A 26,298-nucleotide genomic window follows, 5' to 3' on the forward strand; every position below is an offset into this window, starting at 1 on the left:
AGAATAAGACGGGGCGCTGAAATGGCATTACTAGTGCAGAAATTCGGGGGAACGTCGTTGGCTACGCTTGCGCATATCAATCATGCGGCTGACATTGTCGCCAAGGCGAAGCAAGCGGGTCATAGCGTGGTTGTAATCGTCTCAGCAATGAGTGGCGAAACGGATAAATTAATCAGCCTTGCTCATAACATCAGTGAACTTCCGGATGAGCGTGAATACGCAGCTCTAGTTTCCACAGGTGAGCAGGTTTCAATGGCTTTAATGGCCATGGCTTTGATTAATCGTGGCATTAAAGCCCGCTCCTATACGGGAGCGCAGGCAAGAATTCAGACTTGCAGCCAATTTAAGAAAGCGCGTATTCAAGCTGTGGATACGCAACCTATTCTTAAGGATCTTGAACAAGGGACTGTCGTGGTTATTGCAGGATTCCAGGGTGTAGACGGGGACGGCAATATCACTACCCTGGGTCGTGGCGGCTCAGATACCACAGCCGTTGCAATCGCTGCGGCCTTAAATGCCGATGAATGTCAAATTTACACAGATGTGGATGGCGTTTATACCACTGATCCAAGGATTGTTCCTGATGCCAAGCGCCTTGAGCAAATTACTTTTGAAGAAATGCTGGAATTGTCCAGCCTGGGCGCAAAAGTATTGCAAATACGGGCGGTAGAATTTGCTGGTAAGTATAATATTCCTTTGCGGGTCTTATCTTCTTCACAAGAGGGGCCAGGTACCTTAATCACCTATCAACAAAAAAACAGCATGGAATCTCCTTCTGTCACAGGAATAGCTTTCAGCCGTAAAGAGGCAAAAATAACCCTATCCGGTATTCCAGACTCGCCAGGCATTGCCTCAGGAATTCTTGCTGTGTTAAGTGATATTGGTGTTAACGTGGATATGATTGTCCAACATTTGTCAGCACCTGACAGGACGGATTTTACCTTTACAGTGCATTGCGATGAATATCAAAGCACCTTAAAACAATTGCGACAAGTTGCAGAAACGTTAAAGGCTGAAGAAGTGAGCGGGACGACCGGCCTTGCGAAATTGTCTCTGGTTGGTGCTGGGCTGAAAAGTCACCCTGAGGTAGTTTCGATAATGTTTAAAACCTTGGCAGCCAAAGGGATTAACATTCAATTGATTGCCACTTCAGAAATTAAGATTTCAGTACTGATTGATTCATCGTTTCTAGATGAGGGCATCCGCTCACTTCATAATGTCTTTCGCTTGCAAGGCAATGGTTGTGATGAGTCCAGAACAATTCCAACTGCTACAGGAACTGATGCCTTTGTAGCCATAGGTAATTTAAACAATTAATTGGCGGCTGTGGACAGGTGACGATCAAGGCAAAGACAGGAGCTAAGGCAATGAGTTTCTGGAGTGAATTTAAAGAATTTGCCATGCGCGGCAATGTGATTGATTTGGCAGTTGCCGTGGTCATAGGAGCCGCCTTTGGTAAAATTGTTTCCTCACTGGTAGATGGAATCATTATGCCTGTTATTGGGCTGTTACTCGGGGGTATTAATATCAGTGAAAAGGCGTTTAAAATAGGTGCAGCTGTTATTAAGTGGGGCGCTTTTTTACAAAATATTATTGATTTCTCCATTATTGCTTTTGCTATTTTTGTGGCCGTAAAATTTATTAACTTTTTGCAAATCAAACGCCAGGAAGAAGCTGAAAAATTAACTCGCGGTGAAGCAATATTGTTAGAAATTAGAGACTTACTGAAGACGAACTTCAGAGATCAGGATAAACATTAGATCGTCAGCGATCACTTAGATCTGCTGGTAAAATGCCTTGATTTAAAACAGAACAAAGTGATGAAAATACATTCGCGATGGGTTATCATTGAAAAATATGATATTATTTGCGCAGTTTAAACTCATGCGCTTCTAATTTATAATTCAGCGATGATACAAGCTGTTTTCTTGTTACCAAGCTTTAAATGTTAATTTCTGATGAGAATTCCATTGATTAAAAAAACCTGTTTATTAATTTTGTTGTTTCTTTTAGGCTTTTCTAACTTGAGCTTGGCTCAAAAGCGTGAAATTGCCATTACCATTGATGACTTACCTTTCGTTGGCGAGAGTAAGAATTTTCACCTCAACATGATCATTGATGCATTAAAAAGCAATGAAGTGCCGGCAACAGGGTTTGTCATTGCCAGAGAAGTAACTCAAGACAATTGGACGATGCTGCGCAAATTTCACGATGCAGGTTTAGGATTAGGTAATCATACCTATTCCCATGCCAATTTAAATAAAATGAATGCCGGTGCTTACATTCAGGAAATTGATGCTGCGGACAAAATTTTATTGCCCATCATGACCGAGCCTAAATATTTTCGTTATCCTTATCTCGCAATGAGTCATGGTGCTAAAAAAGACAAAGTCTTGCAATTTTTGGGAGCGAAAAACTACCAGATTGCTCCAATTACCATCGACAGTAAAGATTTCCTGTTTAACCAAATCCTTTACGCTGTGCCTGAAAATGAGAGACGGAGTTTTCTCGAGGTTTTAAAACCTTGCTACATTGATTTTATCTGGAAACAAACACTTAAGGCGGAAGAGCACAGTAAACTGGCGCATAAACCTGAGCAACCACAAATTTTGCTTATCCATGCCAACCTGCTAAATGCCTATGTATTACCTGATATACTTAATCTGTATAAGCAAAATGGTTTTAATTTTATTAGCTTGGAAGAAGCTTTAAAGAATTCAGACGACAATACAAAAATTCTTGTCAAGAAGCAGAAAGCCAAAACAGAACGAAAACCAACTGTGGCATGGCGTGACCCTGGCGTTGAAAATTATATGGAGTGGGATTAATCCCAAATGAAACCGGAGCTTTGTTAATTTGTACTACACTAATTAAAGAAGCAACAGATAGGGAATTTCATCATGGCAGAAATATTGAATTTATTGGCAATTATTATTGTTTTTGGTGTTGCAATGTGGCTGGTTAATGTTTTGATACCCATGCCTTATGCCATTAAGACTTTACTGAATCTCGTTGTTTTAATTATTTTAATTATCTATGTTTTGCAATTCTTTGCGATCATCCATCCTGTACTGCCACCCATTCGGCTATTTCGCTAAGACTTAGAATTTTAACCGGCGATAAATAAAAAAAGGTAGTGCCTTGATGATCTTCATTAGAGGCCACCAAAAAAAAGGATGAAAAATCTGTGGCTTTCCTTTCTGCATTGCTTTCCAACAAGCTTTTGCGCAAGCTTTCGGTGGCGATGCATAAAATATTCCTGGCATCCCGTAGGTTTGGCCGGTATCAATAAAACCCAATTTGGCAATGGTAATATGGAGATTTTTATTAGTCGTTTGCTGCAAACCTTGTAAATAAACTTCAACGGCTGCCTTGCTGCCCCCATAGAGGCTATTTTTATTGCGGCCCCGACAGGCAGCTACCGAACTTAAAAATACGATGTGGAAACTTTTCTGAATCCGTTGTAGATAGCTGTGGATAATTTGCACTGTGCTTACAACATTGGTATGGAGCAATTCATCGATGGCATGGGCTGACAAATGTGCATTCTGAGTCATCACACTATGAGCAATGAATAAATCAAATTCCTGAGATTGCTGTCCGAGTAAATCCAGAAGATTTCTGATGTCGGAAGCAAAATCTATGCAAAGAACAGTGCTGTCTATGCCGTGGCGCAGGCGAATGTTCGCTGCGATAATTTCAAGTTGTTTTAAGTTGCGGCCAACCAGAATCAAATCATTCTTTGCTAGTGCCGCAAGATTTGCGAATTCTTCTGCGATAACGGAACTTGCACCAAGAATCAGCCAGGTTCTTTTCGTCATGAGGTAATTTCCAATCGACGACTGAGATCAGAAGACATCGGACTTTGATAATGATGCAGCAGATCAATAAATTCCTGATGATTGGAATATTGCTCTTGAAACTGCCCGGGGGTGAGCAATAAATCCTTGGCAAGGTAAATTTTACCCTTTATGTCACTGATGTAAGCATTCATTGCCTTGATTGCTGTTTGAGCTTGTCTGTTGTTTATAAAATCAATGGCTAAGGTAAAGCCTGGCTGAGGAAAAGACAAGAGACCGTCGCCTGGTTTCGTAAAATATTTTAGCACGGCCAACATAGGATTCGCGTTGGCATTATTTATCATTTGCAATAATCGTTGAATCACCTCATAAGCTTCATCTTCCTTAAAAACAGCTTGAAATTGAATTAACCCCTTACGTCCATATAAACGATTCCAGTGACTGATTGCATCAAGGGGATTATTAAAATAAGGAAGGGGGAGAATGACTTCCTTGCTCTGGCAGGAACTGAAATAGTAACGGTTAAACCAGCGCATGTTCCAACTAGACAAAAGCCTGAATGGCAACTTCGGGATGCTAAAAGTTCTACGCAATTTAGGTTGGACCAATTCGCTGTGGTTGGCAAAAGATAATACCGCACGCTGAGGTTGATTGAGCAAATCCAGCCAGGCGACTTGATAATCATATTGGATGCCCTGGGATTGCATGCGCTCAAGCAAGGGCTTAAGCTCTGCATATTTCTCCACTCCGGCGACCACAAAATGAGACGCCTTTCGCATTTTTAAGCCTATGCGTTTGATGATTCCGGTTAACCCTAAACCTCCTATCGTGGCGTAAAATAATTGCCTGTTTTCCTTAGGACTGCAATGATAGCTTTGTTTGTCCAACTGAAGATCCAACCAGGCGATGTGATGACCAAAACTGCCGGATTGATGATTATTTTTGCCGTGGACATCATTGGCAATACCACCAGCTAATGTGGCGCGCAGCGTGCCTGGTATTACAGGTGGGATATAGGATGGATCAACAGAAAATAAATCCGCAAAGGTTACGCTGGCCTGTGCTGTTAGTAAACCGCTGGCCCTATCAAACGATAATAAATGGTTTAATCTGGTGGTATCAACAATGATACCTTCATGGTTAACACAGCAATCCCCATAGCTTGAGCCATTTCCCCGCGCTAAAAGAGCATCGGTTTGATTAAATACTTGGCCCAGTTGTTCTTCATTGTCAGGACGCAGGCAGTGGGCACTGGTTTTAACCGCATTGCTGAAGTTGGAGAGTGTTTTATTCGCACCTAGCATAATTTAGCCTGAATTCTCTGATTGATGACCAGTAGATACAATAATAGATTGTCCTTTTAAAAGTTTGTCATGATTTGCAAAGAAACGAAATGTCTTCGTTAGCAAGAGGCCTAAAAAATAATATTGGCATAGAGCTTGCTTAAGATCCGTCGCAACATAAGTATAGCTCAGAGCAGCTGTTTGGAAGTACAGGGAATTTATGGCTGAAAAAGAAGTATTATCTCCTGAAGAAATTGATGCCCTGCTAAATGCAGTAGACGAAGAATCTTCAACTGAAAATAACTCATCTCTGGACAATGATAATGAGCTCCAGACGACTGCAGTTAAGCATGAGGAAGACGTTCAGGTACTTAACTTCGCTAGTCAGGAAAGAGTGGTTCGCGGCGAATTGCCGGTACTTGATAAAATACACGATAGGGCGGCTCGTTTTTTTGCCAATGACATTTACCAGTTAATGGCTAAAGATTTACAAATTAAGCAAGAGCCTCTGGCAGTGGTAAAGCATCGGGAATTTCTTGCCAGCCTTCCAAACCCAACTTTAATGACCATCCGACGTTTTAAGCCCTTGAGGGGAAAAGCACTTATCCTTTTTGATAGTACATTTGTTTATGATTTGGTTGATTATTATTTCGGCGGCAGCTCTCAATTTCTAGCACAAACCAATCGCACCGATTTCACCGCAACTGAGCTTCGGGTTATGGAAATTATAATTGGCAAGCTCGTCCATAACATAGAGCAAGCCTGGGCTCCCATTATAAAATTGGATATTCTCAAAGTTGGTGATGAAACCAACCCACAGTTGGTTCATATCGGTGAACCAAACGAATTGCTATTGGTTAGTCGCTTTACTTTGGATTTTGGTAAGGAAATAGGTTCTTTTTCCTTTGTTATACCCTATTCAATGGTTGAACCCATCAAACAGCAATTAGAACTCGGCGCAGCCAGACCTGATGATGAAATTGATCCCAATTGGGTAATGTCGCTAAAAGAAGAATTAATGGATGTAAAGTTGATTGTCAGCTCGGTCATGGCTAAAACAAGTACCACTCTTGGGAAAGTAATGGAGTGGCAAGTGGGTGATTTCATTCCTATGGAAAAAAACGAGGAAGTGACCTTGGATATAGAGGGTACTCCTGGTTTTACAGCCATCATGGGGAGTGCGAACGATAAAAGAGCCGTACGAATTATTAAGAAAATCAGTTATTGAGGAGAGTTGAATTGAGTAATCAAACGGAATCTGCGCCAAAAGCGGCTGAAAACCAGGAACAAAACAACACTTCTCAAGAAAACGACGTCGAAAAGATGGAAGTAATCCTGGATATTCCGGTGGCTGTCACCGTTGAAATAGGTCGCACCAAAATGACCATCCGAAATCTATTGCAACTTAACCAGGGTGGAATTGTTGCTTTGGATCGTTTAGCAGGGGAGCCTTTGGATGTTTTGGTCAATGGGACATTGGTGGCTCATGGCGAGGTTGTTGTCGTAAATGACAAATTTGGGGTGAGGTTAACAGACATTGTAAGTAAAACAGAGAGGATAAAGCGCTTAAGATGAGACATGTTGTTGGTGTAGTGGCCACCCTATTTTCAGCTTCTATTTGGGCTAGCAGTAGAACTGGAACGGGCTCAATCAATCACACTGAATTAATAAGAGTAATGGCTGGATTGTTGTTGGTTGTGGGCGTCATTGTTTTTTTGTCCTGGCTCCTAAAACGTCTAAATCGTGTCAATTTTGGTAGTAGCAATGCCTTTAAAGTGATTGCAAGCATGAACTTAGGGACGAGAGAAAAAATTATGTTATTAAATGTGGGTAAGCGTTATTTATTGCTGGGAATTACTGCTGGAAGTATCAATACACTGCATGATTTTGGTGAAGAATTGCCGAGTGGTTTTTTATTGAATGACAAAGGTTCATTTAGTGAGTTCCTTAAAACAGCCCTCGGAAAGTAGTAAAGAAATGAAAAAAAACACCACTTTGTTTGTTGCTTTGCTTTTGTTGCTTGTTCCTATGCTCGTAACAGCTGGTCCCACGTCTTTACCTGCTCTGACTGTTTCAGGCGCGCCGAGTGGAGCGCAAACCTACAGCGTCAATTTGCAGATTTTAATTTTTATGACGCTTCTAAGCGTTTTGCCAGGGCTTCTCATGGCCATGACGGCTTTCACCAGAATTATTATTGTGCTTTCAATTCTTCGCCAAGCCATTGGCATGGCTCAAACGCCCACAAACCAGATTCTTATTGGTATTGCTCTTTTCCTCACATTTTTTGTGATGTCGCCCATTTTTAGTCAAATCAATGAAAAAGCGATTCAGCCCTATCTGGAAGATCAGCTTGAATTTCCACAGGCTATGCAACGCGCGCAAGAGCCATTAAGAAAATTTATGCTGAATCAAACCCGAAAGAATGATTTATCACTGTTTGAACAATTTAGTCACGACCATTATCCGTCTATTTCAGATGTACCGATGAGCATATTGATTCCTGCATTCGTAACCAGTGAATTAAAAACGGCTTTTCAAATTGGATTTATTTTGTTTTTACCCTTTCTGATTATTGATTTAGTAGTTGCCAGCGTGTTGATGGCGATGGGAATGATGATGTTGTCACCATTGATTATTTCTTTGCCATTTAAAATTATGTTGTTTGTCATGGTGGATGGATGGACTTTGGTGCTGGGATCACTTGCATCAAGCTTTGCTATTTAGAAAATAGCAGGTCCTTAGGAGGGAGGGGTAATGACGGAAGAAACCGTAGTGTCGCTATTTAGCGAGGGCATTTACGTGATGATTGTAATGCTTTTGGTGCTTATCCTTCCTGGTTTGGTTGTTGGACTTATGGTTGCCATGTTTCAAGCGGCTACTCAAATTAATGAAATGAGTTTGAGTTTTATTCCGAAATTGTTGGTTACGTTTCTGGTGTTGGTGATTGCAGGACCTTGGCTTTTAAAAACCATTGTCAGTTATACGGATTCATTAATTAGCAATATTCCCTATTTGATAGGTTAAATATGAATATTCAGTATCAGGACATGATTAACTTGTTTAGTAAATTTATATGGCCTTTGCCAAGGATAAGCGGTTTATTCCTTACAATGCCCCTGGTTTCTTCAACAATGGTCCCCGCTCGGATTCGTATTATTTTTGCAATGGCCCTGTCTTTTATATGTGCACCCTTTATTGCCGAAAGTTTGTCGTTTTTGCATTTTAACGCTGGCTATGTGCTGTTTTTGGTTCAGGAAATTCTCTTGGGTGTTTTGATGGGTTTTATCCTGCAAATTGTATTTCAAATTTTTATTATGGCCGGGCAAGTGATTGCCATGCAAACTGGGCTTGGATTTGCCATTATGGTTGATCCTGCAAGCAAAGTCAGTGTGCCTTTGCTTAGCCAATTTTATTTGATGTTAATAAGCCTCTTATTTTTAAACCTCAATGGCCACTTAGCGATTCTTGAGGCGTTATTAAGCAGCTTCCAGAATTTGCCGATAGGAAAAATCTCTCTGGATGCTTCATCCTTAGGCAAAATCATCATGTTTTCAGGTTGGATGTTTAAAGAAGCGGTATTAGTCGCTCTGCCAGCCATTTTGGCGTTGCTTATCGTCAATCTTGCTTTTGCGGTGATGGCAAGAGTAGCCCCCCAGCTTAATCTGTTTTCTATGGGTTTTCCTATCACGCTTTTAATGGGAATGTTCATTATTTATATCAGTTTGCCAGGGATTTCCGCCGAAGCTGGAAAAAGCCTTGAGCAAGGTATGCAATTGATAGTAGGACTATTACATTAAATGGCAGATGAAGAACAATCGCAGGAGCGGACCGAACAACCCTCTGCAAAACGCTTGAGGGAGGCAAAGGAAAAAGGGCAAGTAGCACGTTCAAAAGATCTGAATGCCACTTTAATTTTATTGTTTTCTGGGATTGGATTTTTCGTATTTGGCCACTATTTGTCGCAACAGTTCATGCAAATCATGCGTCAGGCTTTTGAATTTAACAGCGAGGACTTAAGGGCGCCCTGGCTTTTATTAGCCAAATTATTTCTTCTGATGCAAGATGGATTTTGGGTTTTATTCCCATTTTTAATGCTTCTTTTTATCTTAACCTTGATTGCCCCTATTTTTATGGGAGGCTGGGTTTTTAGTACCCAAGCATTACTGCCTAAGTTTTCTCGCTTAAGTCTGTTAAAGGGTTTAAAGCGAATGTTTTCGCTCAAAGGCGCAGTTGAGATGACCAAGGCTTTTTTAAAGTTCTCACTGGTGGCAGTAGTGGCTGTTTTTCTTCTTAAATTAGAAATTCCTTCCTTGCTCAAGCTGACTCATTTTTCCATAGAAGTAGCAATAACCCATGGATTGGGTCTGGTGATGTGGGCATTTATTGTGCTCAGTGCCAGTCTTATTTTAATTGCCGCCGTGGATGTGCCTTTCCAGTGGTATGAGCAGCGCAAACAATTGAAAATGACCAAGCAGGAAGTCAAAGATGAGTACAAGGAGACGGAAGGTAAACCGGAGGTAAAAAGTCACATTCGACAAGCACAACAGGAAATCGCCAAAAGAAGAATGATGAGTGAAGTACCTAAAGCCGATGTTGTGCTTACAAACCCCACGCATTATGCCGTTGCATTAAGTTATAAACGAAATAGTCAAAAAGCACCAATTGTTGTGGCCAAAGGGAAGGATTTAATCGCTTTGCAAATCAACCGGGTCGCACAAGCTAATCGGGTGCCCTTGCTTGAGGTTCCGGCTTTAACCCGGGCGATTTATTTTTCCACCCGATTAAATCGGGAAATACCTCGAGGGCTTTATGTGGCTGTGGCTCAGGTTTTGGCTTATATCTTTCAGCTTAGAGATAAACAGCACTATGAAAAACGTCCTGAATTTCTGCAAAAAGTTCCTATTCCAGAAGAATTAAAACGAGATGCTGAGGAGAACGCATGATGAATGCCGTATTGCATTACATGAAACAATGGATGCATCAGGGTTTAGGTACACCCATTATGCTTATCATCATGCTTAGTATGATGATATTACCTCTCCCTGCTTTTTTTCTGGATATTTTATTTACCTTTAATATCGCTTTGTCTCTCATTGTTCTGTTGGCGGTAATTTATAGTGATAGGCCCTTGGATTTTGCGGTTTTTCCAACAGTGATCCTGATTGCCACTTTGCTGCGGCTCTCACTCAATGTGGCCTCAACCCGGGTAGTCTTGCTCAATGGGCATACAGGGACTGCGGCAGCCGGTAAGGTGATTCAATCATTTGGAGAGGTAGTTATTGGTGGCAATTACACGGTTGGTTTGGTTGTCTTCATCATTTTGGTGGTTATCAACTTCGTGGTGGTAACCAAAGGAGCAGGGCGTGTTTCTGAGGTGAGCGCAAGGTTTACACTGGATTCTTTGCCTGGAAAACAAATGGCCATTGATGCTGATCTGAATGCAGGTTTAATCAATCAGGAACAGGCAATCAAAAGACGTGCTGAAGTGGCTCAGGAAGCCGATTTTTATGGCTCAATGGATGGTGCCAGCAAGTTTGTTCGAGGTGATGCCATCGCCGGTATTTTAATTTTGCTCATCAATATGATTGGTGGATTGATTATTGGCGTGCTGCAACACGACATGACGATTGGTGATGCCTTACATAATTATATTTTATTAACTATTGGTGACGGACTGGTTGCGCAAGTTCCCTCGCTGGTGTTATCTACGGCTGCTGCCATTATGGTAACGAGGGTTTCAGCAGCTCAAGATATGAGCCGGGCCTTGGTAAGTCAAGTGTTTGGCAACATTCGCTCCTTAGTCATTGCTGCTTCAATCATAGCGATTATTGGTTTAATACCCGGAATGCCTCATGTTGCCTTTTTAATTTTGGCGGCAGGCCTAGGAGCTATGGCTTACATGATGATGATTAAGAATCAACAAAAAGCAAAAGCGGAGACAATGGAAGTCAGCAACCAGACTGCCGCTGAGAGTGGAGGCAGTGAACTCTCATGGGACGATGTTAATCCGGTTGACTCCATTGGCCTTGAAGTGGGTTATCGTTTAATCCCTTTGGTTGATAGCTCACAAGGCGGAATATTACTCTCGCGTATCAAAGGTGTAAGGAAGAAAATTTCTCAAGAATTAGGGTTCCTAATTCCTACCGTGCATATTCGTGATAATCTCGATCTGAAACCCAACCATTACCGCATTAGTTTGGCTGGAGTAATTATGGGTGAAGCGGCCATTTTTAACGACAAGTGGCTAGCCATCAATCCCGGGCAGGTATTTGGCCAACTGGATGGACAACCGACCAAAGATCCAGCTTTTGGTTTGGATGCGGTCTGGATTAACGAAAATCAAAAGGAGCTGGCGCATACTTTAGGTTATACCGTAGTGGATGCCTCTACTGTCGTTGCCACCCACCTCAGTCAAGTTCTGGAAGAAAACAGTTATCAATTGCTGGGTTATGAAGAAACGCAACAATTGCTCGATAAATTGGCAAATAGTTCCCCCAAACTGGTGAAAGAACTTGTGCCGGAAACCATGTCGCTTGGGGCGGTAAATAAAGTGTTACAAGGATTACTCGTTGAACATATCCCCTTGTCAGACATTCGAACGATCGTTGAAACTTTGGCAGAAGCAGCGCATAAATCAAAAGAAAGCGATTATCTAATCGGTCAGGTCAGAGTGGCCTTATCCAGGTTAATTACGCAAAAAATAAGTGGCTTAAATGAAGAGCTGCCAATCATCACACTCAAGCCTGAATTGGAACAATTATTGCAAAACACCATTCAAAACAATGGCCAGGGGGTAAGTTTTGAACCAGGGATGGCTGATCGCTTACAACAGGCCCTTGTTCAACTGACAGCACAACAACAGGCTAAACAAGAATTGGCCGTATTGGTTGTGCAACCCAGCATTCGATCAGTTCTGGCACGTTTTGTGCGTAACATTTCAAGTAACCTGCATGTTTTATCTTATCAGGAAATTCCTGATAACAAACAAATTAGAATTATTGGTACAGTCGGTTAGGGGAGGGGTGAGGGCTTATGAAATTAAAACGCTTTGTTGCGCCAAACACTAGAAGCGCCATGCAACAAATCAAAGCGACTTTTGGTCCAGATGCCGTCATTCTATCCAGTAGCAGGGTTGAGAATGGCGTGGAAATTGTGGCTGCGGTGGATTTTGATGAAACGGTCTTAACAGCCAGTGCTGCCATTGCCAGTGCCGATCCGGCGCCCCAGCTTCCTGCGCAACCTACTTCTCCCTCTCCTTTGGATGACATGCGTTTGGAACTGCAAACGCTAAGAGGAATGCTGGAAGTCCAAATGCGTGGACAGGGAGGACAAGGAAAACAACCTCTACATGCTGTGCTGATTCAAAAACTTCTTGATGCAGGTGTAAGTCAGATTACGGCCAGTCATTTGGCTCAGCAAATTAATCCATCATTAAATCAACAACAAGCTTGGCAGCAGGTATTGAGCCATTTTTCTGACAGCTTGACTGTCCGTAACTTAAATCGCATTGAGGAAGGTGGCATCTATGCCTTTGTTGGCCCAACAGGGGTAGGTAAAACAACGACATTGGCTAAAATTGCTGCCCGATTTTCATTGAGATTCGGTGCGGATAAGCTTGGGCTTATTACTATGGATAATTATCGCATCGCCGCTCAAGAACAATTAATGCTTTATGGAAAAATATTGGGTGTTCAGGTTTGTGTCGCTGACGATGACATCTCTTTGACAAGGGTGATAAAACAATTAAATGATAAAAAATTAATTTTAATTGATACGGCTGGTATGAACCCGGTAGATGAGCGAGTTCGTTTGCAGATGGATTGCTTAAACAACAAACTTCGTTCGATATCTACCGTTTTGGTATTACAGGCAACCAGCGACTATCATGTACTTATGCATGCTATTAGCCAGTATGGAGCACAACGGCTTGAGCAATGCATCATTACAAAATTGGATGAAGCATTAACTCTGGGTGGAACTTTAAGTGCTATGGCGGAAACCGGGCTTGAAGTAAGTTATTTAACTCACGGCCAACGGGTTCCCGAAGACATCAAAATAGCTACTCGGCATCAATTGATGGAGCAGTTTTGCGAACAAGAGAAGTTGCTGGGCAGTAAAGAAAGCAGGCCGGACCCAGGGTTTGCAAGGAGGCTGTATGTCGAAAGCTAACAATAGGACGGATCAAGCATCCGGGCTCCGAAACTTATCCCGATCCAAGCCAATAAAAGTCATTGCAATTGCTGCGGGCAAAGGAGGAGTGGGAAAAAGCAATATTTCTGTCAACCTGGCTATTGCTCTTGCGCAAAGAAATAAAAAAGTCATGCTCATGGATGCAGACTTAGGTTTGGCTAATGTAGATATTCTGTTAGGTATGCACAGTAAATACAACTTATCCCATGTAATAAAGGGCCGCTGCCAATTACATGATATTCTCTTGCAAGGACCTGAGGGCATCCAGGTTATTCCAGCCTCTTCAGGTAGTGATTACATGACTCAATTAAGTGCCAGTGAGCATGCGGGTATCATTGATGCATTTAATGAACTCACGGATGAGTTTGATTACATGATTATTGATACGGCTGCAGGTATTTCGGATACGGTATTGAGTTTTGCCCGATCTTCTCAAGAATTGGTGGTGATTGTGCGCGATGAACCCACGTCACTGACTGACGCTTATGCCTTCATTAAAGTGATGACCAAGCGATATGAGTGGAGTCATTTTCATGTATTAGCCAATATGGTTCCCAATCCAAAAGAGGGACGTGAATTGTTTAATAAACTCTATCGTGTGGCTGAGCATTTTCTCGATGTACGACTGGATTATATGGGAGCCATTCCTTTCGATAACTGCGTGCATGAAGCCATAAAAAAGCAAAAACCAGTTGTGCTGTCTTATCCGGGATCCAGTGCAGCCAAGGCCTTCTTGCAGTTGGCAGAGATCGTTGAGGAATGGCCGCCGAAATATGCATTGGGTGGCAATACCAGTTTTTTTCTTGAGCGTCTTGTAGCTAGAGAATATTAGAATTAGAGCTTGTCTTTTAAGGGTTGCCAAGCAGGCAGCCCTGAGGCAAAGACTAAGGAGAAATCGTGGATGCTTTGGCTGCGTATGGCAAAGTAAATCAGCAAACCCAGGAAATGCTGGTAAAAACGCATGCTTTAATGGTGAAACGAATTGCTCATCATTTATTAGGACGTTTACCGCATTCTGTTCAATTGGATGATTTAATTCAAGCAGGTATGCTGGGTTTATTAGAAGCAGTTCGTCATTATGATTCAACAAAGGGCGCCTCGTTTGAAACGTATGCCGGAATCCGCATAAGGGGCCATATGTTGGATGAAGTCCGACGCAACGATTGGGTTCCCCGGTCTGTTTATCGTAATGCTCGGGTCATTGCCGAAGCTGTGAAAAAAGTTGAAAACCGTTTAGGTCGTGATGCGAAAGATAGTGAAATTGCCAGTGAGTTAAACATCAGCTTAGAAGACTATCACGAGATGCTAAAGGATTCCTGTGGAAGCCAGCTTTATGGCTTTGACGATCTTGGCGTTACGGATGATGTGTTAAAAATTGAGAGTGGTAATGAATCGACAGAGCCTCACGTGAATGTTCTACAGCAGGATATGATTAATCAATTGTCGCAAATTATTGACAGTTTGCCTGAGAAAGAGAAATTGGTATTGTCACTCTATTATGAGCAGGACTTAAATTTAAAAGAAATTGGTGAAGTTCTTGGTGTTAGCGAGTCTCGTGTTTCGCAAATTCACAGCCAGGCTACTCTTCGAATCAAATCACGGCTACCGGAGTGATACCACTATGGATGGTTTGACCCTACTTGGCTTAATTACGGCTTTTTCAGCCGTCATCGTTGGGCAAATGATTGAAGGTGGGGAGATACATTCCTTGATTAATCTTCCTGCTTTATTGATTGTTTTGGGGGGACAGTTGGTGCTGTCATGATCCAAACTCCTTTTCGCACCTTTAAATTGGCCTTTAAACTTCTGCCCTGGATTTTCCGTCCGCCCGAACAACCTTATGAACAAAGCCGCGAACAATTAATTGATTTGTCGCGCCGTGCGCGCCAATTTGGTTTATTGTCTTTAGAAGAGCACATGGAACGAGAAAAAAATCCTTTAATGCGCCAAGGATTAGAGTTGTTGGTGGTGGGGGTGGATAAACAAACCATCCGTCAAGTACTGGAATCTGAAATCAACAGGGTTGAAGATCAAAATCTCCGGGCAGCCCATGTGTTTGAAAGCATGGGGGGATATAGCCCGACCATTGGCATTTTAGGGGCAGTTTTAGGGCTTATTCAGGTGATGCGTAATTTAACGGATCCAGGGGCACTTGGAACTGGAATTGCTGTGGCCTTCGTTGCCACTGTCTATGGTGTGGGGCTGGCCAATTTAATGTTTTTACCCATTGCAAACAAAATTAAAAGCTGTATTGCCAATCAATATCATCATGATGAAATGATTGTTGAAGGGCTGGTATCCATGGCAAGTGGTGAAAGCCCCAATATGCTAAACTTGAAATTAAACAATTACGGACAATCGCACCCTCATGCCACACGGAAGAAAAAAGAAGGCGGATGATCATCAAGACGCCCATCGATGGGTGGTCTCCTACGCCGATTTTATTACCTTACTCTTTGCATTTTTTGTTGTAATGTATGCTATTTCTTCAGTGAATGTTTCAAAATATAAATCCTTAGCACAAGGTATGCATTCAGCCTTTGCGCAAAAAGGGGATAAAAAACCCAGTGAGGATCCAACTAATCCCAAAGAACCCAATAGCCCGACGGCTAATAAAAATTCCGACGATCCTTTTGGTGAATTAGTAAAATCCCTGGCTAATCTGCAAGATTCCGACTATCAAATGAGTCCTCAAGACGGCTGGATTGAACTGGATATGAAGGCCGGGGCTTTGTTTGAGAGCGGGAGCGCCGATTTACGGCCAATCGCATTTGTTAAGTTGATGCAGCTTGCTGGTGTACTGCAGCAATTGCCTTATCCCATTGCTTTGGAGGGGTATACGGATAATATGCCCATCAGCACAGCGCAGTATCCTTCAAACTGGGAATTATCCGCGGCAAGGGCGGCTTCCGTTGCGCGTCTTTTAACCATATTTGGGGTAGGTCAGGGACGAATTACCGTGACTGGATTCGGTGAGCAATACCCAGTCGCTGACAATTCAACGGATGAGGGTCGAGCGCAAAACAGAAGAGTGAATATGATCATTGCTAAGGATAAATCAGTGCCACGTTTACTTAATCCGGCCATCATCATGAAAAATCAACAGCTGTTTCCAAAACAGGAAACGGAGCAAAATATACCCAAAGAATACAAGAAAATATAAATTAAGGAACGAATGATGATAATTGCTTTTCTATTAAGCTTGGCTTGCGTGACTATTGCAGTAATGATGCTGCGTTTCAATTCTTTGAAAAAAAGAGTTAGTCAGCAACTTAATGAAGTACTGGGGGAGTTAAGGCAACTACAACGCAACCACAACTTGTTGATGAATGCGGATTTAAGTTTTGCCAAGCAGCTTGCAGAAGCGAATCGGCAGATTCTAAGCTTGGATAAACAAGTACAATCCCTTGAAAACAAGCGCGAAAATGATGGGGCTTACCAGCATGCCCTTCGAATCCTTGAAATGGGGGGCGACAAGGAAGAAATCATAAGCAGTTGTCATTTATCCAATGCCGAAGCCGAACTTTTGATGAACTTACACGCCTACAGGGCAGTAATCAAAACCCACCCAAATCGCGTAAATTCTTAATGGTTTGGGTCTAACAAGAGATCTGGTCTGGGTTAAAAGGATAAAAAAATGTCGCCTCATGCTTGTTATAAAATAAATTAATAATTCTCGAATCAGGAATGGCTTTGAATTTTTCAATCATGGCTAAATCGGTTTTACCTTGTAACTTAATGGTAAAAATGAGTTGCCCGGCTTTCCCGGAATCAAGCCATTTGCAAATGAGATCATAAGCTCTTTGAGGGTAGCAGGCCACATCGGATAAAACCCAATCATAGGATTGCTCCAAATCCCCAGGCTCTATGGAGAATGCACTTTCTTGCAAGAAAGTGACGCGAGGAAGCCTGGCTACCTTAGGATCAAGCCTGGCTTTATCAACGGCAGTAACTTGGGTGCCTAGTGATTGCATCACATAGGTCCACCCTCCTGGAGAGGCACCTAAATCCAGAGCAGTTTCAAAAGGCTTAGGTTGTCTATTCAGAAAGCTCAAGGCTTCCCAAAGTTTTAAATACGCCCGGCTTGGCGGATTGATTTTATCTTCGATAAAATGACAATAGCCATCTGGCCATCTCTTAAGGCGTTTTTGACTGTAAATTAACGTATTCTGATTAAGAAGGCTAAATGCACCTACCTGGGGAATCTCCTCCTGAATGGGAAAATGGCGTGATAATTTTGAATAAACTCTTAATTGTTGTTCAATAAGCTTTGAACGCCTGATGTGGGTAAGTGGATGAAGGTACCAGAATTTTCCCGCCTGTCTGAGGATTCTTACTGCTTCTGAAATGGATTGAAAATCTACAATTGTGGGCTTTAGCCAAATATCTTGCGCAAAGCAGACGTCGAGCTTGCAATCAGGAGACAACAATAAATCTTCATAAACCGTTCCATGCCCTTTTAATTCTTCGCAGAGCTCTGTAAGAAATTCCGGTTTGGCAAGGTATGCGGCAGAAATTGTTTGATTATTCATAAAAACCCATATTCATAAAACCGGTGCATTTTAGCAAATTTATTGATTGCTATTTATTTTGTTTCAAAAAAATCCCTATTTGATTGCATGGTTAATAGTCGATTTCCACAGGATTTAGGAAAAAACATCTGAATAGAATATAATACGGGGTTAATAAGGTATTTCTTTTAATCGTTCTGAGGCCATAATGGATCCGCTTCATATTTTAGACATTGATCACTTGGGAGCATTGACTGCAAATGATAAACAACGCGCCCTGACTGCGTTGGAAGAGGGGAAAGTGCTTTATTTTCCCTCGTATCCGTTTCAATTTGAAGACGAAGAGCATCATGCCTTACTTACCGATAAAATTCTTGATGGCAAACATAAAAACTTAAGTTTTGATTATAAAAGCCAACGATTGGGTGGTATGAACCAGCAGCTAGACCCTGGCTTCATTAACAAATTGCGTCATTTTATGCAAGGCTATGCTGAATATGCGAGGGAGTTGCTGGAAACCGCCTTCCCTGAGTATGGACAGAATTTAATTTGGGGGAGAACGAGTTATCGTCCGGCACAAATTAGTGGACGAGCAAGCTCCAAGCGCAAAGACGATACCCGCTTGCATGTGGATTCTTTTCCCGCTACCCCAGTGAATGGCAACAGAATCTTAAGGGTCTTTGCCAATGTTAATCCTTACGGAGAACCCCGTGTGTGGCATTTGGGAGAACCATTTAATGATGTAGCTGAGCGGTTTGCCAGCCAGATTCCCAAGTATAATCCTGTCATTGCCAAGCTTTTACATCTGATCAAGGCTACTAAGACTTTAAGATCGGCCTATGATCATTACCAGCTTAATTTGCATGATCGCATGAAACTTGATGACAACTACCAACAAACAGTAAATAAGCAACGCTTTGATTTTCCACCACAAAGCACTTGGATTGTCTTTACTGATCAGGTGTCACACGCGGCATTGAGCGGGCAATTTCTGTTAGAGCAAACTTTTTATTTGCCGGTTAATGGCATGAAAAATCCTGATTTATCCCCATTGAAATTTTGGGAGAACAAAAAAACAGCCTTGGCTCCTGTATAATCCTATTGTTGGAATTTATTGAGGCAGCTTCAAGGTAGTCAGAAATGAGCTTTAGCTGTACAATAATGCCCTTTGATTTAACCGTTTGGGATACTCATGTTAGAAGTCAATCAAATTGCACTTTCTTTGGCTGATTTGGAAAAGCGGATTACAGCGCTTAGGGGGTATCTTTGACTTTGATAATAAGCGTGAGCGGCTCGAAGAAGTCTCTCGTGAATTAGAATCGGCAGAAGTTTGGAATGACCCTGAGCATGCGCAAGCTTTAGGGAAAGAGCGGGCTCAACTGGAAGCGATAGTTCATCAATTGGCAGAGCTTGGGCAGTCTGTTATCGATTTAACTGAATTGTTTGAAATGGCCCGAGAGGAAGACGATCAAAGCACAATCAGCGATGTCTATGCTGAAGTGACTGGCATTGAGCAACGCGTTGCAGCACTGGAATTTCGTCGAATGTTTTCTGGCGAAATGGATCAATGCAATGCCTATTTGGATATTCAATCCGGTTCAGGCGGTACGGAAGCACAGGATTGGGCTGAAATGTTGCTTCGGATGTATCTCCGCTGGGGAGAGCATCATGGCTTTGGTACCGAACTGGTTGAATGCTCAGCAGGTGAAGTTGCGGGGATAAAAAGCGCAACCATCCATTTTACGGGTGAATACGCCTATGGCTGGTTAAGAACTGAAACTGGCGTTCATCGCTTGGTAAGGAAGTCTCCTTTCGATTCAGGCAATCGTCGGCACACTTCTTTTGCGGCAGTGTTTGTTTCACCTGAAATCGATGATGACATTGAAATTGACATTAATCCGGCTGATTTAAGAATCGATACGTATCGCGCATCAGGTGCAGGTGGTCAGCACGTGAACCGTACTGATTCAGCTGTGCGCATCACTCACGTCCCAAGTGGTATAGTGGTTCAATGCCAAACAGATCGAAGTCAGCATAAAAATAAAGACCAGGCGATGAAGCAGTTGCGCGCAAAACTTTATGAAATGGAGATGCAAAAGAAAAACGCAGCTCAACAAGCGCTTGAAGCCAGCAAATCGGATATTGGTTGGGGTTCACAGATTCGTTCTTACGTTCTTGATCAATCACGCATTAAAGATTTACGAACGGGTGTGGAAACAAGCAATACCCAAGCCGTTTTAGACGGTGATTTAGACCAATTTATTGAAGCCAGTTTAAAGGCGGGAGTAGGGGAAGAGGTATGACAGAAGAACATTTAGATGAGAGCGAAGTGTATCAAATTCGCAAGCAGAAACTCGCTGATTTACGCAGTCAAGGCTTTAATTTCCCGAATAAATTTCGCCGTCATGAACTTGCTGCTGATTTAATTCATAAATACGAGTCCCTTGAAAAAGAAGAATTAGCAGAAAAGCACATCAAAGTTGTCGTTGCTGGACGTATTGTTCTTAGACGCATCATGGGTAAAGCAAGTTTTTTCCACATCCAGGATGTATCTGGGCGAATCCAGGCCTACATTCGGCAAAATGACTTGGCTGACCTTTACGAACAATTTAAGCACTGGGATTTGGGGGACATAGTTGGCTTGTCCGGTGAACTGTTTAAAACCAATACCGGTGAATTGACAGTCCATGCCAGTCACATTGAGTTGCTGACGAAATCCTTAAGGCCTTTGCCAGATAAATTTCATGGTTTAGCGGATCAGGAAATGCGTTACCGCAAGCGTTATGTGGATCTGATTGCTAATGAAGAAAGCCGAAAAACGTTTCTAATGCGATCAAAGCTGATCTCAGCATTTCGTCAATTTATGGACAGCCATCAATTCCTTGAAGTGGAAACCCCAATGATGCACCCTATTCCAGGTGGGGCGTTGGCTCGGCCATTTATTACACACCATAATACCTTAGACATGCAAATGTTCTTAAGAATTGCTCCTGAGCTGTATTTGAAACGTTTGGTGGTAGGTGGGTTTGAGCGAGTTTATGAAATCAATCGCAACTTCCGTAATGAAGGCATTTCTACCCGGCATAATCCTGAGTTTACAATGGTTGAATTCTACCAAGCTTACGCGGATTACCAGGATTTAATGGATTTCACCGAAAAATTATTGCGTTATTTAGCTAGAGAGGTGGTGGGTTCTCTAGAAGTTCCTTACCAAGGTCAAGTGATTAACTTTGGCAAACCCTTTGAACGCATGACGGTTAAAGAGGCCATTTTGCATTACCATGAAGATCTTGCTCACGGTGAAATTGAAACCATTGATGGCTGTCGTACAGTTCTCAAGCGCCTGGGCATTGCTTACAAGGAAAGCGATGGCTTAGGTAAGTTGCAGATGCTGATTTTTGAAGAGACGGTTGAGAGTTTATTAATTCAACCAACTTTCATCACGGCTTATCCCACTGAGGTATCCCCCTTGGCTCGAAGAAACGACATGAATCCTGAGGTGACGGATCGTTTTGAATTCTTTATTGCTGGCCGCGAAATTGCAAATGGCTTTTCAGAATTAAATGATGCCCAAGATCAGGCAGAACGGTTCCAAAAGCAGGTTGAGGAAAAGGATGCTGGAGATCTCGAAGCGATGCATTTTGACCATGATTATATTGAGGCATTAGAGTATGGCATGCCGCCCACGGCTGGAGAAGGTATCGGTATTGACCGCTTGGTGATGTTGTTCACTGATTCTCCTTCTATTCGCGATGTGATTTTATTTCCTCATTTACGTCAAAACTAAACCCATTGAAAAGCTAGATGCAGGCTGGTTGATGCTCTCCATCAACCAGCAACTCTCTGAGACTTTGATTATTCAATAGCTATTTTTTTGAATCAGTTTTCTGTAAATATTTTTTTATTATTTAAATCCACCAGGCCTCTTCTTATCTATAATAAATTTATGACAGAGGAGGTTCCCATGGACAGCAATAAAAAAATTGAGGAAATGGAGCAAATTTTACGTCGCATTGAGTACAAAGTGGATGAATTTATGTCTCAACTTGATAGTATTGAAAATTTGCTCGATGAGAGATTTGATGAACTTCTAGACAGGGAGCAAGAAAGAAAACGTGATTAACCAGAGCGAATTATTGTCTAACTAGGCGAAAATTGAAGTTCTGATGAAAATTTCCTGTGGCTCTTCCAAGGATTTATCTCAATACCTCCTCTACGTGTGTATCTTGCTGCCACTAAAAGTTGCCCCACACGACAGCGGCTTAACATGGCTTTTAAAATTCTTTCAACACAATGTTCATGAAATTCCTGCTGATTTCTTAGTGAGATAAGGGATTTTAATAATCCTTCACCTCTTAAAATTTTTTCGCAAATGCAGACTGAAAATACAGCTCTAACCCTGCGCGAAAAAGAATGTGCATATTGGCTAATTCGCGGTTACAGTGCTAAGTAAATTGCGTTAAAACTGGGATATCTTTTCGGACGGTCGAAGATCTTAATACTATAAAGACAAGTTTCAGGTTTACTCAAGGCAGGAATTGATTGAACTGTTAATTGATGGTATTAGCTTTGCTTCCTTGCAAAGCCGGCCGTCTATGTCTTACATCCTATCTAGGCTAACCCCTTCCATTGATTTTAAGTTTCCTGGAGAAGATTCTGAGGCTTTCACTTCAGGGGTTGAGGAGAAGAAAGCCATTGAGTTTGTTCCGGGAGATGCGGTACTCCTTGCTTTCACGAAAGCGGTGAGATCAACTGGGCGTTCCTGTTTGACCCGTTCCCCAGGATCTGCAGTAGCGGAGGCAGGAGGAGTGATGCTGCTTTCATTGATGGCCATGATTTTACAGTAATATTGACCCAGTAAATCTTCAACGACATATGCCAAAGCTTCATAGACTTTGCTGTGCATTTGGAAGAGGGTTATCTCGCTGCTTTCCTCTATGGGATCAGAATGCTCAAGAGCGTTTCTTAAGGCCACTAAGGTCACTAAGTCCTTTTTTAAATCAGCATCGATGCTCTCTAGCACACCAAGTGCTGACAGTTTGTTAATCATGTTTATTATCTGTGCTACTACATAAGAGGTACTGAGTAAAAGCTCAATGTCGGTTTGTAAAAATGGCTTGACCCTTCCTGTTTCAGATAAATGGTCTTCTCTTAAAACCTTGGATTCCACCATCAAGGCTTTCAGCAAATTCATGCGATTTTTTAAACGCTTGATTGTTTCTTCGGTTGTTTGTTTAGGAGTATTGGTGACGCCTGCCTCATTACCTTTTCTAAGCTCTTCAAACAAGTTGAAACCCACAGCTTTGATGTTGGGAAAAACTTTATCCATGGAATCTCTTACTTTGCTTTCTAAATCCTGCTTCTTTCTGCTGAGTTCAGCCTGTGCTTGAGTTCTTTTATCCTTGTAATTGTCCTCGGCCAAACTCAATAATCGTTTAGGTTCACGTAATTCTTTACCACTTAGATTTTTAAAATCAGAGCTTCTAATTTTAAAGAAAGGGATTCCACCCTTTAACATTTGTATAACCTCGGTGAAAAAGCCAACCCGTACAGGTTTAAGGCTGGATACCACCAATTTGATTTCCTCCACAGACAGCAAGGGTTGTTTAGGTACAAATAGGTTAGGCATAAAGGGAGGGACTACTTGATAATAACTTTTAACTGCCTCCCAGTATGCTCTAACCGGTTTTTCCCAGGTGGAATAGCCAGATTCAATATTGGGCCAGAGAGGGAAGTGTTTTTCTCGTTTGACAATGTCTCCCTGGATGTACTCCTTCAGAAGGCTGAATTCTTTTTGCAAAGCTGAGATTTGAGCTTCATCATTTTCAAGATGAGTTAAGACGTCGAAGGATTCGAGATCTTCAGCATGGCAAAGGCCATTGCGAATTGCGCCGGACAAGCGATCGGTGCTGATGAAATCCAGTCGTTTGAGATGACTGCCCCAACTGCGTATGGAGAACATTTCTCCTACCAGTTGCATGCTCCGTAAAAAAGCCAATCTCCCTTTCAAACTTTGACTGTAAGAAGAGGTATGCATCAGGACTTGCAATTGAGCCAACGGCGTGGATGGTGTTTTTCCTTCAATCAGGGACAGATTCATTTCCTCCCCTTTGTTGGGAAGCAAAGCCATTAAACGCAAATAATTGGCAGAATGTTTGCTATACCACATCAATGCATGCAGGTTGGGTAAATCGCTAATGGTTATTTGCTCAATTGGATGGCCATTAAGACGTTGACTGAGGACTTCAAAAAATTGTCTCAGGCTCTTTAAGTCTGTTTTGACGATGTCAAGCATAGCCATTTTAACCAAGCAAGTTTCATTTAAGACCGCATTAAAAAAGTTTTGTATAATCTCTCCCTGATCATTATTACGGTCATATATGTAACTTAGGGGTAACCCCCCCAATTCATTTTCTTTATCAACTTGATCATCGGCTATGAACAGCGAGCCGCAAAATTCCAGAAAATACCAGGAGTTTCCGGCCCAGGGTAAATGATCCAATAGCTTGCCACGTTCATCACGTGGGAACTGATGGATGGTTTCAAACATCATGCGCAAGGCTATTTTGGCGTCATCAAGAAAAATGTCATCGAGAGCGGTGGAAATGAATTTCAGAATATAGGTATCAGCAAAAGCCGTAGCCTGGTTTGGTTCATCGGCGAATTGGAAGGCCATAAATTCACCTGCGACTTTTAACCGATATGTTTTGGCATTGGGGTTATCTTTATTTAGCAAGGTTTGACTGATTGCAAAGGCAAAGGGTTTATCGTGGGAATCGTAATATTTATACACAAATTGCATTAATTCATTGATCCAGGCCACTTGCTCCTTAAAGCTTAATTTAGCTACGTTAGCATGCTTTGTGCGCATGAGTTCAAATTCATTTAAGTATTCTTCGCTGCAAATTAGACCTCGCAACCCCCCATCCACGAAAAAATCGGTGTTTAAATGTTCTTCTTTCAAAAGTTTTATCTGCTTAAGCACTTTACTGTTTGGAGCTAAAGCAAAGGCCATTGAAAAAGAGCTTACCGCTAAACGGTATTGTTTTAAGGCAAGATGAGCCAATCCTTTGTTATACCAGGCTTCAGCGAATACCGGCTCTAAGCGAATTGCTTCGTCAAAATTGTTCAAGGCCTGTCTGCTACGCTCTTGTTTTTGTCTACTTTTGAGTAGTTTCTTACCTTCTTTATTTAAGCGGAGAGCCTGGGGATTCATACTTCACCTACCTTAAGAGTCATTGGGTATTTCTTTCGTTCAATAAATTATCATGAAGGCGATAATCTGTCTAAGGTGTTGTATGGATAATTAGATGGTTCAAAAAGTTGTGAGGGCTACACGGAAGTTCGGGTGAATCGTAAATACCCTCGTAAGCAGTCCGAGGGTATTTAGTGGTTATGCCAAATTAATCTTCATCTTCCCAGCTCAGTGTGCCGCCGGCTTGATACTCAATGACACGAGTTTCAAAGAAGTTTTTCTCTTTCTTAAGATCCATCATTTCACTCATCCAGGGGAAAGGATTTTCAGCACCAGGATATTGTTCTGGCAAACCAATTTGACTGAGGCGTCTGTTGGCAATAAAGTGCAGATATTCTTCAAACATTTCTGCATTCATGCCAAGAATGCCATGGGGCATTGTGTCTTTAGCGTATTGGTATTCCAGCTCAACCCCTTCTCTAATGAGATTAATGATTTCGGTTTTAAATTCAGGCGTCCATAAATGGGGGTTTTCAATTTTAATTTGATTGATGACATCAATACCAAAATTCATGTGCATGGACTCATCGCGCAAAATATATTGGAACTGCTCGGACGTTCCAACCATTTTGTTGCGTCTTCCCATGGAAAGAATTTGCGTGAAACCTACGTAGAAGAATATGCCTTCAAAAACCACGTAAAAGGCAATTAAATCACGAAGTAGGCGTTGATCGTCTTCGAGGCTGCCCGTATGGAAATTAGGATCGCCCAGGCTTTGGGTGAAAGGCAAGGCCCAGGAAGCTTTTCTAGCCACGGCTGGAATTTCACGATACATGTTAAATACCGCTGCTTCATCCAATCCCAAACTTTCAATGATGTATTGATAAGCATGAGTATGGAGCGCTTCTTCAAAGGCTTGCCGTAATAAATACTGGCGGCACTCTGGGTTGGTGATGTGTCGATAGACTGCCAACACCAAATTATTAGCAACTAAAGAATCAGCCGTTGAGAAGAAACCTAAATTACGAAGGACGATGAGGCGCTCATCTGCCGTTAGTCCATTGGGATCCTTCCATAGAGCTACATCGGCACTCATGCTGATTTCATTGGGCATCCAATGATTGGCGCAAGCAGCCAAATATTTATCCCAAGCCCATTTGTATTTGAATGGGACCAATTGGTTTAAATCAGCTCGGCAATTGATGATTTGTTTATCATCAACGTGAATACGACTGGCTCCCATTTCTAATAATTCCAGGCCAGTGGCACCCAAATGTCTGGATGCCTCAGGAGTGTTCATATTGGTTGTTGACATTCTT

The 26,298-nt window shown here is 42.1% G+C and carries 29 protein-coding genes; 23 read left to right on the forward strand and 6 right to left on the reverse strand.

The genetic code is table 11. From position 1 onward, the window contains the following. Positions 1-21: 21 nt before the first annotated feature. The 4 genes from EL203_RS04240 to EL203_RS04255 all read left to right on the forward strand — a co-directional run bounded on the left by EL203_RS04240 (position 22) and on the right by EL203_RS04255 (position 3,098). Positions 22-1,317: an aspartate kinase gene (locus EL203_RS04240; protein ID WP_064108335.1), complete on the forward strand. Its 1,296-nt coding sequence runs from the start codon at positions 22-24 to the stop codon at positions 1,315-1,317. 50 nt (positions 1,318-1,367) lie between these two features. After that, positions 1,368-1,760: a large-conductance mechanosensitive channel protein MscL gene (mscL, locus tag EL203_RS04245; RefSeq protein WP_058470361.1), complete on the forward strand. Its 393-nt coding sequence runs from the start codon at positions 1,368-1,370 to the stop codon at positions 1,758-1,760. Between the two features lie 198 nt (positions 1,761-1,958). After that, entirely contained in the window at positions 1,959-2,828 is an 870-nt protein-coding gene (locus EL203_RS04250; RefSeq protein ID WP_058470360.1) for a polysaccharide deacetylase family protein, read from the forward strand. Between the two features lie 72 nt (positions 2,829-2,900). Next, on the forward strand, positions 2,901-3,098 hold the full coding sequence (locus EL203_RS04255; RefSeq protein WP_058470359.1) for a Thivi_2564 family membrane protein: 198 nt from the start codon (positions 2,901-2,903) through the stop codon (positions 3,096-3,098). A 3-nt stretch (positions 3,099-3,101) separates the two neighbouring features. Here EL203_RS04255 and EL203_RS04260 read toward each other — a convergent pair whose 3' ends face one another. Further along, a complete protein-coding gene (locus tag EL203_RS04260) occupies positions 3,102-3,821 on the reverse strand; it encodes an SDR family NAD(P)-dependent oxidoreductase (protein ID WP_058470358.1) in 720 nt (239 codons plus the stop codon). Continuing rightward, positions 3,818-5,104, reverse strand: a complete 1,287-nt coding sequence (locus EL203_RS04265; RefSeq protein ID WP_058470357.1) for an FAD-binding oxidoreductase — start codon at positions 5,102-5,104, stop codon at positions 3,818-3,820. Before EL203_RS04265 ends, EL203_RS04260 begins: the two co-directional genes overlap by 4 nt. A 199-nt stretch (positions 5,105-5,303) precedes the next feature. On the opposite strand from EL203_RS04265, the gene fliM reads away from it, so the two are divergent. The 15 genes from fliM to EL203_RS04335 all read left to right on the forward strand — a co-directional run bounded on the left by fliM (position 5,304) and on the right by EL203_RS04335 (position 16,862). Continuing rightward, positions 5,304-6,311 carry a flagellar motor switch protein FliM gene (fliM, locus tag EL203_RS04270; RefSeq protein WP_058470356.1) on the forward strand — a complete coding sequence of 336 codons (1,008 nt, stop codon included), beginning with the start codon at positions 5,304-5,306 and terminating at the stop codon, positions 6,309-6,311. A gap of 11 nt (positions 6,312-6,322) precedes the next feature. Further along, on the forward strand, positions 6,323-6,658 hold the full coding sequence (gene fliN, locus EL203_RS04275) for a flagellar motor switch protein FliN (RefSeq protein ID WP_082647137.1): 336 nt from the start codon (positions 6,323-6,325) through the stop codon (positions 6,656-6,658). Next, positions 6,655-7,053 carry a flagellar biosynthetic protein FliO gene (gene fliO, locus EL203_RS04280; RefSeq protein ID WP_082647136.1) on the forward strand — a complete coding sequence of 133 codons (399 nt, stop codon included), beginning with the start codon at positions 6,655-6,657 and terminating at the stop codon, positions 7,051-7,053. The genes fliN and fliO overlap by 4 nt, the downstream gene beginning before the upstream one ends. A gap of 7 nt (positions 7,054-7,060) precedes the next feature. Next, on the forward strand, positions 7,061-7,807 hold the full coding sequence (gene fliP / locus EL203_RS04285) for a flagellar type III secretion system pore protein FliP (protein ID WP_058470354.1): 747 nt from the start codon (positions 7,061-7,063) through the stop codon (positions 7,805-7,807). A 30-nt stretch (positions 7,808-7,837) separates the two neighbouring features. After that, positions 7,838-8,107 (forward strand): flagellar biosynthesis protein FliQ, encoded by a 270-nt coding sequence (gene fliQ / locus EL203_RS04290; protein ID WP_058470353.1) that lies wholly within the window; start codon positions 7,838-7,840, stop codon positions 8,105-8,107. A gap of 2 nt (positions 8,108-8,109) precedes the next feature. Then, positions 8,110-8,880, forward strand: a complete 771-nt coding sequence (gene fliR, locus EL203_RS04295; protein ID WP_058470352.1) for a flagellar biosynthetic protein FliR — start codon at positions 8,110-8,112, stop codon at positions 8,878-8,880. Then, positions 8,881-10,026 (forward strand): flagellar biosynthesis protein FlhB, encoded by a 1,146-nt coding sequence (gene flhB / locus EL203_RS04300; protein ID WP_058470351.1) that lies wholly within the window; start codon positions 8,881-8,883, stop codon positions 10,024-10,026. It abuts the gene before it with no gap. Next, positions 10,026-12,098, forward strand: a complete 2,073-nt coding sequence (gene flhA / locus EL203_RS04305; RefSeq protein ID WP_058472159.1) for a flagellar biosynthesis protein FlhA — start codon at positions 10,026-10,028, stop codon at positions 12,096-12,098. The genes flhB and flhA overlap by 1 nt, the downstream gene beginning before the upstream one ends. 17 nt (positions 12,099-12,115) lie before the next feature. Beyond that, positions 12,116-13,252: a flagellar biosynthesis protein FlhF gene (flhF, locus tag EL203_RS04310; RefSeq protein WP_058470350.1), complete on the forward strand. Its 1,137-nt coding sequence runs from the start codon at positions 12,116-12,118 to the stop codon at positions 13,250-13,252. Continuing rightward, on the forward strand, positions 13,239-14,105 hold the full coding sequence (locus tag EL203_RS04315; RefSeq protein ID WP_058470349.1) for a MinD/ParA family protein: 867 nt from the start codon (positions 13,239-13,241) through the stop codon (positions 14,103-14,105). The genes flhF and EL203_RS04315 overlap by 14 nt, the downstream gene beginning before the upstream one ends. A 65-nt stretch (positions 14,106-14,170) precedes the next feature. Further along, a complete protein-coding gene (locus EL203_RS04320) occupies positions 14,171-14,887 on the forward strand; it encodes an RNA polymerase sigma factor FliA (RefSeq protein ID WP_058470348.1) in 717 nt (238 codons plus the stop codon). A gap of 7 nt (positions 14,888-14,894) precedes the next feature. Next, entirely contained in the window at positions 14,895-15,038 is a 144-nt protein-coding gene (locus EL203_RS14560; protein WP_232004017.1) for a hypothetical protein, read from the forward strand. Beyond that, positions 15,035-15,673 carry a flagellar motor protein gene (locus EL203_RS04325; RefSeq protein WP_232004020.1) on the forward strand — a complete coding sequence of 213 codons (639 nt, stop codon included), beginning with the start codon at positions 15,035-15,037 and terminating at the stop codon, positions 15,671-15,673. The genes EL203_RS14560 and EL203_RS04325 overlap by 4 nt, the downstream gene beginning before the upstream one ends. Beyond that, on the forward strand, positions 15,642-16,436 hold the full coding sequence (locus EL203_RS04330) for a flagellar motor protein MotB (protein ID WP_058470346.1): 795 nt from the start codon (positions 15,642-15,644) through the stop codon (positions 16,434-16,436). The genes EL203_RS04325 and EL203_RS04330 overlap by 32 nt, the downstream gene beginning before the upstream one ends. Positions 16,437-16,451: 15 nt before the next feature. Further along, a complete protein-coding gene (locus tag EL203_RS04335; protein WP_064108333.1) occupies positions 16,452-16,862 on the forward strand; it encodes a DUF2802 domain-containing protein in 411 nt (136 codons plus the stop codon). Positions 16,863-16,872: 10 nt separating this feature from the next. Here the strand turns inward: EL203_RS04335 and EL203_RS04340 are convergent, their stop codons facing one another. Beyond that, entirely contained in the window at positions 16,873-17,805 is a 933-nt protein-coding gene (locus EL203_RS04340; RefSeq protein WP_058470344.1) for an SAM-dependent methyltransferase, read from the reverse strand. Positions 17,806-17,992: 187 nt separating this feature from the next. Here EL203_RS04340 and EL203_RS04345 point away from each other — a divergent pair, with 187 nt between their 5' ends. From EL203_RS04345 to EL203_RS14300, 4 genes are all read left to right on the forward strand, one after another. Beyond that, a complete protein-coding gene (locus EL203_RS04345) occupies positions 17,993-18,880 on the forward strand; it encodes a Kdo hydroxylase family protein (RefSeq protein ID WP_058470343.1) in 888 nt (295 codons plus the stop codon). A 96-nt stretch (positions 18,881-18,976) separates the two neighbouring features. Further along, positions 18,977-20,087 (forward strand): peptide chain release factor 2 gene (gene prfB, locus EL203_RS04350; RefSeq protein ID WP_122224912.1). Its coding sequence is split into 2 segments (ribosomal slippage): positions 18,977-19,051 and positions 19,053-20,087, totalling 1,110 coding nucleotides; the frame shifts between segments, so codons are not numbered across the junction. Continuing rightward, positions 20,084-21,571: a lysine--tRNA ligase gene (lysS, locus tag EL203_RS04355; protein ID WP_058470342.1), complete on the forward strand. Its 1,488-nt coding sequence runs from the start codon at positions 20,084-20,086 to the stop codon at positions 21,569-21,571. Before prfB ends, lysS begins: the two co-directional genes overlap by 4 nt. A gap of 177 nt (positions 21,572-21,748) precedes the next feature. Continuing rightward, a complete protein-coding gene (locus EL203_RS14300; protein ID WP_156413819.1) occupies positions 21,749-21,907 on the forward strand; it encodes a hypothetical protein in 159 nt (52 codons plus the stop codon). Between the two features lie 17 nt (positions 21,908-21,924). Here the strand turns inward: EL203_RS14300 and EL203_RS14755 are convergent, their stop codons facing one another. From EL203_RS14755 to EL203_RS04370, 3 genes are all read right to left on the reverse strand, one after another. After that, a complete protein-coding gene (locus tag EL203_RS14755) occupies positions 21,925-22,215 on the reverse strand; it encodes a hypothetical protein (protein WP_082647135.1) in 291 nt (96 codons plus the stop codon). 169 nt (positions 22,216-22,384) lie between these two features. Further along, a complete protein-coding gene (locus EL203_RS04365; RefSeq protein ID WP_058470341.1) occupies positions 22,385-25,000 on the reverse strand; it encodes a tetratricopeptide repeat protein in 2,616 nt (871 codons plus the stop codon). 187 nt (positions 25,001-25,187) lie between these two features. Then, on the reverse strand, positions 25,188-26,294 hold the full coding sequence (locus EL203_RS04370; protein ID WP_058470340.1) for a ribonucleotide-diphosphate reductase subunit beta: 1,107 nt from the start codon (positions 26,292-26,294) through the stop codon (positions 25,188-25,190). Between the last annotated feature and the right edge of the window lie 4 nt (positions 26,295-26,298).

The organism is Legionella jordanis, assembly GCF_900637635.1.
GTDB lineage: Bacteria > Pseudomonadota > Gammaproteobacteria > Legionellales > Legionellaceae > Tatlockia > Tatlockia jordanis.

What these genes read in the sequence shown, in the direction of transcription:
- EL203_RS04240 (WP_064108335.1), top strand. Translation starts at nt 22, where the DNA reads ATGGCATTACTAGTGCAGAAATTCGGGGGAACGTCGTTGGCTACGCTT.
- mscL (WP_058470361.1), top strand. Translation starts at nt 1,368, where the DNA reads ATGAGTTTCTGGAGTGAATTTAAAGAATTTGCCATGCGCGGCAATGTG.
- EL203_RS04250 (WP_058470360.1), top strand. Translation starts at nt 1,959, where the DNA reads ATGAGAATTCCATTGATTAAAAAAACCTGTTTATTAATTTTGTTGTTT.
- EL203_RS04255 (WP_058470359.1), top strand. Translation starts at nt 2,901, where the DNA reads ATGGCAGAAATATTGAATTTATTGGCAATTATTATTGTTTTTGGTGTT.
- EL203_RS04260 (WP_058470358.1), bottom strand. Translation starts at nt 3,821, where the DNA reads ATGACGAAAAGAACCTGGCTGATTCTTGGTGCAAGTTCCGTTATCGCA.
- EL203_RS04265 (WP_058470357.1), bottom strand. Translation starts at nt 5,104, where the DNA reads ATGCTAGGTGCGAATAAAACACTCTCCAACTTCAGCAATGCGGTTAAA.
- fliM (WP_058470356.1), top strand. Translation starts at nt 5,304, where the DNA reads ATGGCTGAAAAAGAAGTATTATCTCCTGAAGAAATTGATGCCCTGCTA.
- fliO (WP_082647136.1), top strand. Translation starts at nt 6,655, where the DNA reads ATGAGACATGTTGTTGGTGTAGTGGCCACCCTATTTTCAGCTTCTATT.
- fliP (WP_058470354.1), top strand. Translation starts at nt 7,061, where the DNA reads ATGAAAAAAAACACCACTTTGTTTGTTGCTTTGCTTTTGTTGCTTGTT.
- fliQ (WP_058470353.1), top strand. Translation starts at nt 7,838, where the DNA reads ATGACGGAAGAAACCGTAGTGTCGCTATTTAGCGAGGGCATTTACGTG.
- fliR (WP_058470352.1), top strand. Translation starts at nt 8,110, where the DNA reads ATGAATATTCAGTATCAGGACATGATTAACTTGTTTAGTAAATTTATA.
- flhB (WP_058470351.1), top strand. Translation starts at nt 8,881, where the DNA reads ATGGCAGATGAAGAACAATCGCAGGAGCGGACCGAACAACCCTCTGCA.
- flhA (WP_058472159.1), top strand. Translation starts at nt 10,026, where the DNA reads ATGAATGCCGTATTGCATTACATGAAACAATGGATGCATCAGGGTTTA.
- flhF (WP_058470350.1), top strand. Translation starts at nt 12,116, where the DNA reads ATGAAATTAAAACGCTTTGTTGCGCCAAACACTAGAAGCGCCATGCAA.
- EL203_RS04315 (WP_058470349.1), top strand. Translation starts at nt 13,239, where the DNA reads ATGTCGAAAGCTAACAATAGGACGGATCAAGCATCCGGGCTCCGAAAC.
- EL203_RS14560 (WP_232004017.1), top strand. Translation starts at nt 14,895, where the DNA reads ATGGATGGTTTGACCCTACTTGGCTTAATTACGGCTTTTTCAGCCGTC.
- EL203_RS04325 (WP_232004020.1), top strand. Translation starts at nt 15,035, where the DNA reads ATGATCCAAACTCCTTTTCGCACCTTTAAATTGGCCTTTAAACTTCTG.
- EL203_RS04330 (WP_058470346.1), top strand. Translation starts at nt 15,642, where the DNA reads ATGCCACACGGAAGAAAAAAGAAGGCGGATGATCATCAAGACGCCCAT.
- EL203_RS04335 (WP_064108333.1), top strand. Translation starts at nt 16,452, where the DNA reads ATGATAATTGCTTTTCTATTAAGCTTGGCTTGCGTGACTATTGCAGTA.
- EL203_RS04340 (WP_058470344.1), bottom strand. Translation starts at nt 17,805, where the DNA reads ATGAATAATCAAACAATTTCTGCCGCATACCTTGCCAAACCGGAATTT.
- EL203_RS04345 (WP_058470343.1), top strand. Translation starts at nt 17,993, where the DNA reads ATGGATCCGCTTCATATTTTAGACATTGATCACTTGGGAGCATTGACT.
- lysS (WP_058470342.1), top strand. Translation starts at nt 20,084, where the DNA reads ATGACAGAAGAACATTTAGATGAGAGCGAAGTGTATCAAATTCGCAAG.
- EL203_RS14300 (WP_156413819.1), top strand. Translation starts at nt 21,749, where the DNA reads ATGGACAGCAATAAAAAAATTGAGGAAATGGAGCAAATTTTACGTCGC.
- EL203_RS04365 (WP_058470341.1), bottom strand. Translation starts at nt 25,000, where the DNA reads ATGAATCCCCAGGCTCTCCGCTTAAATAAAGAAGGTAAGAAACTACTC.
- EL203_RS04370 (WP_058470340.1), bottom strand. Translation starts at nt 26,294, where the DNA reads ATGTCAACAACCAATATGAACACTCCTGAGGCATCCAGACATTTGGGT.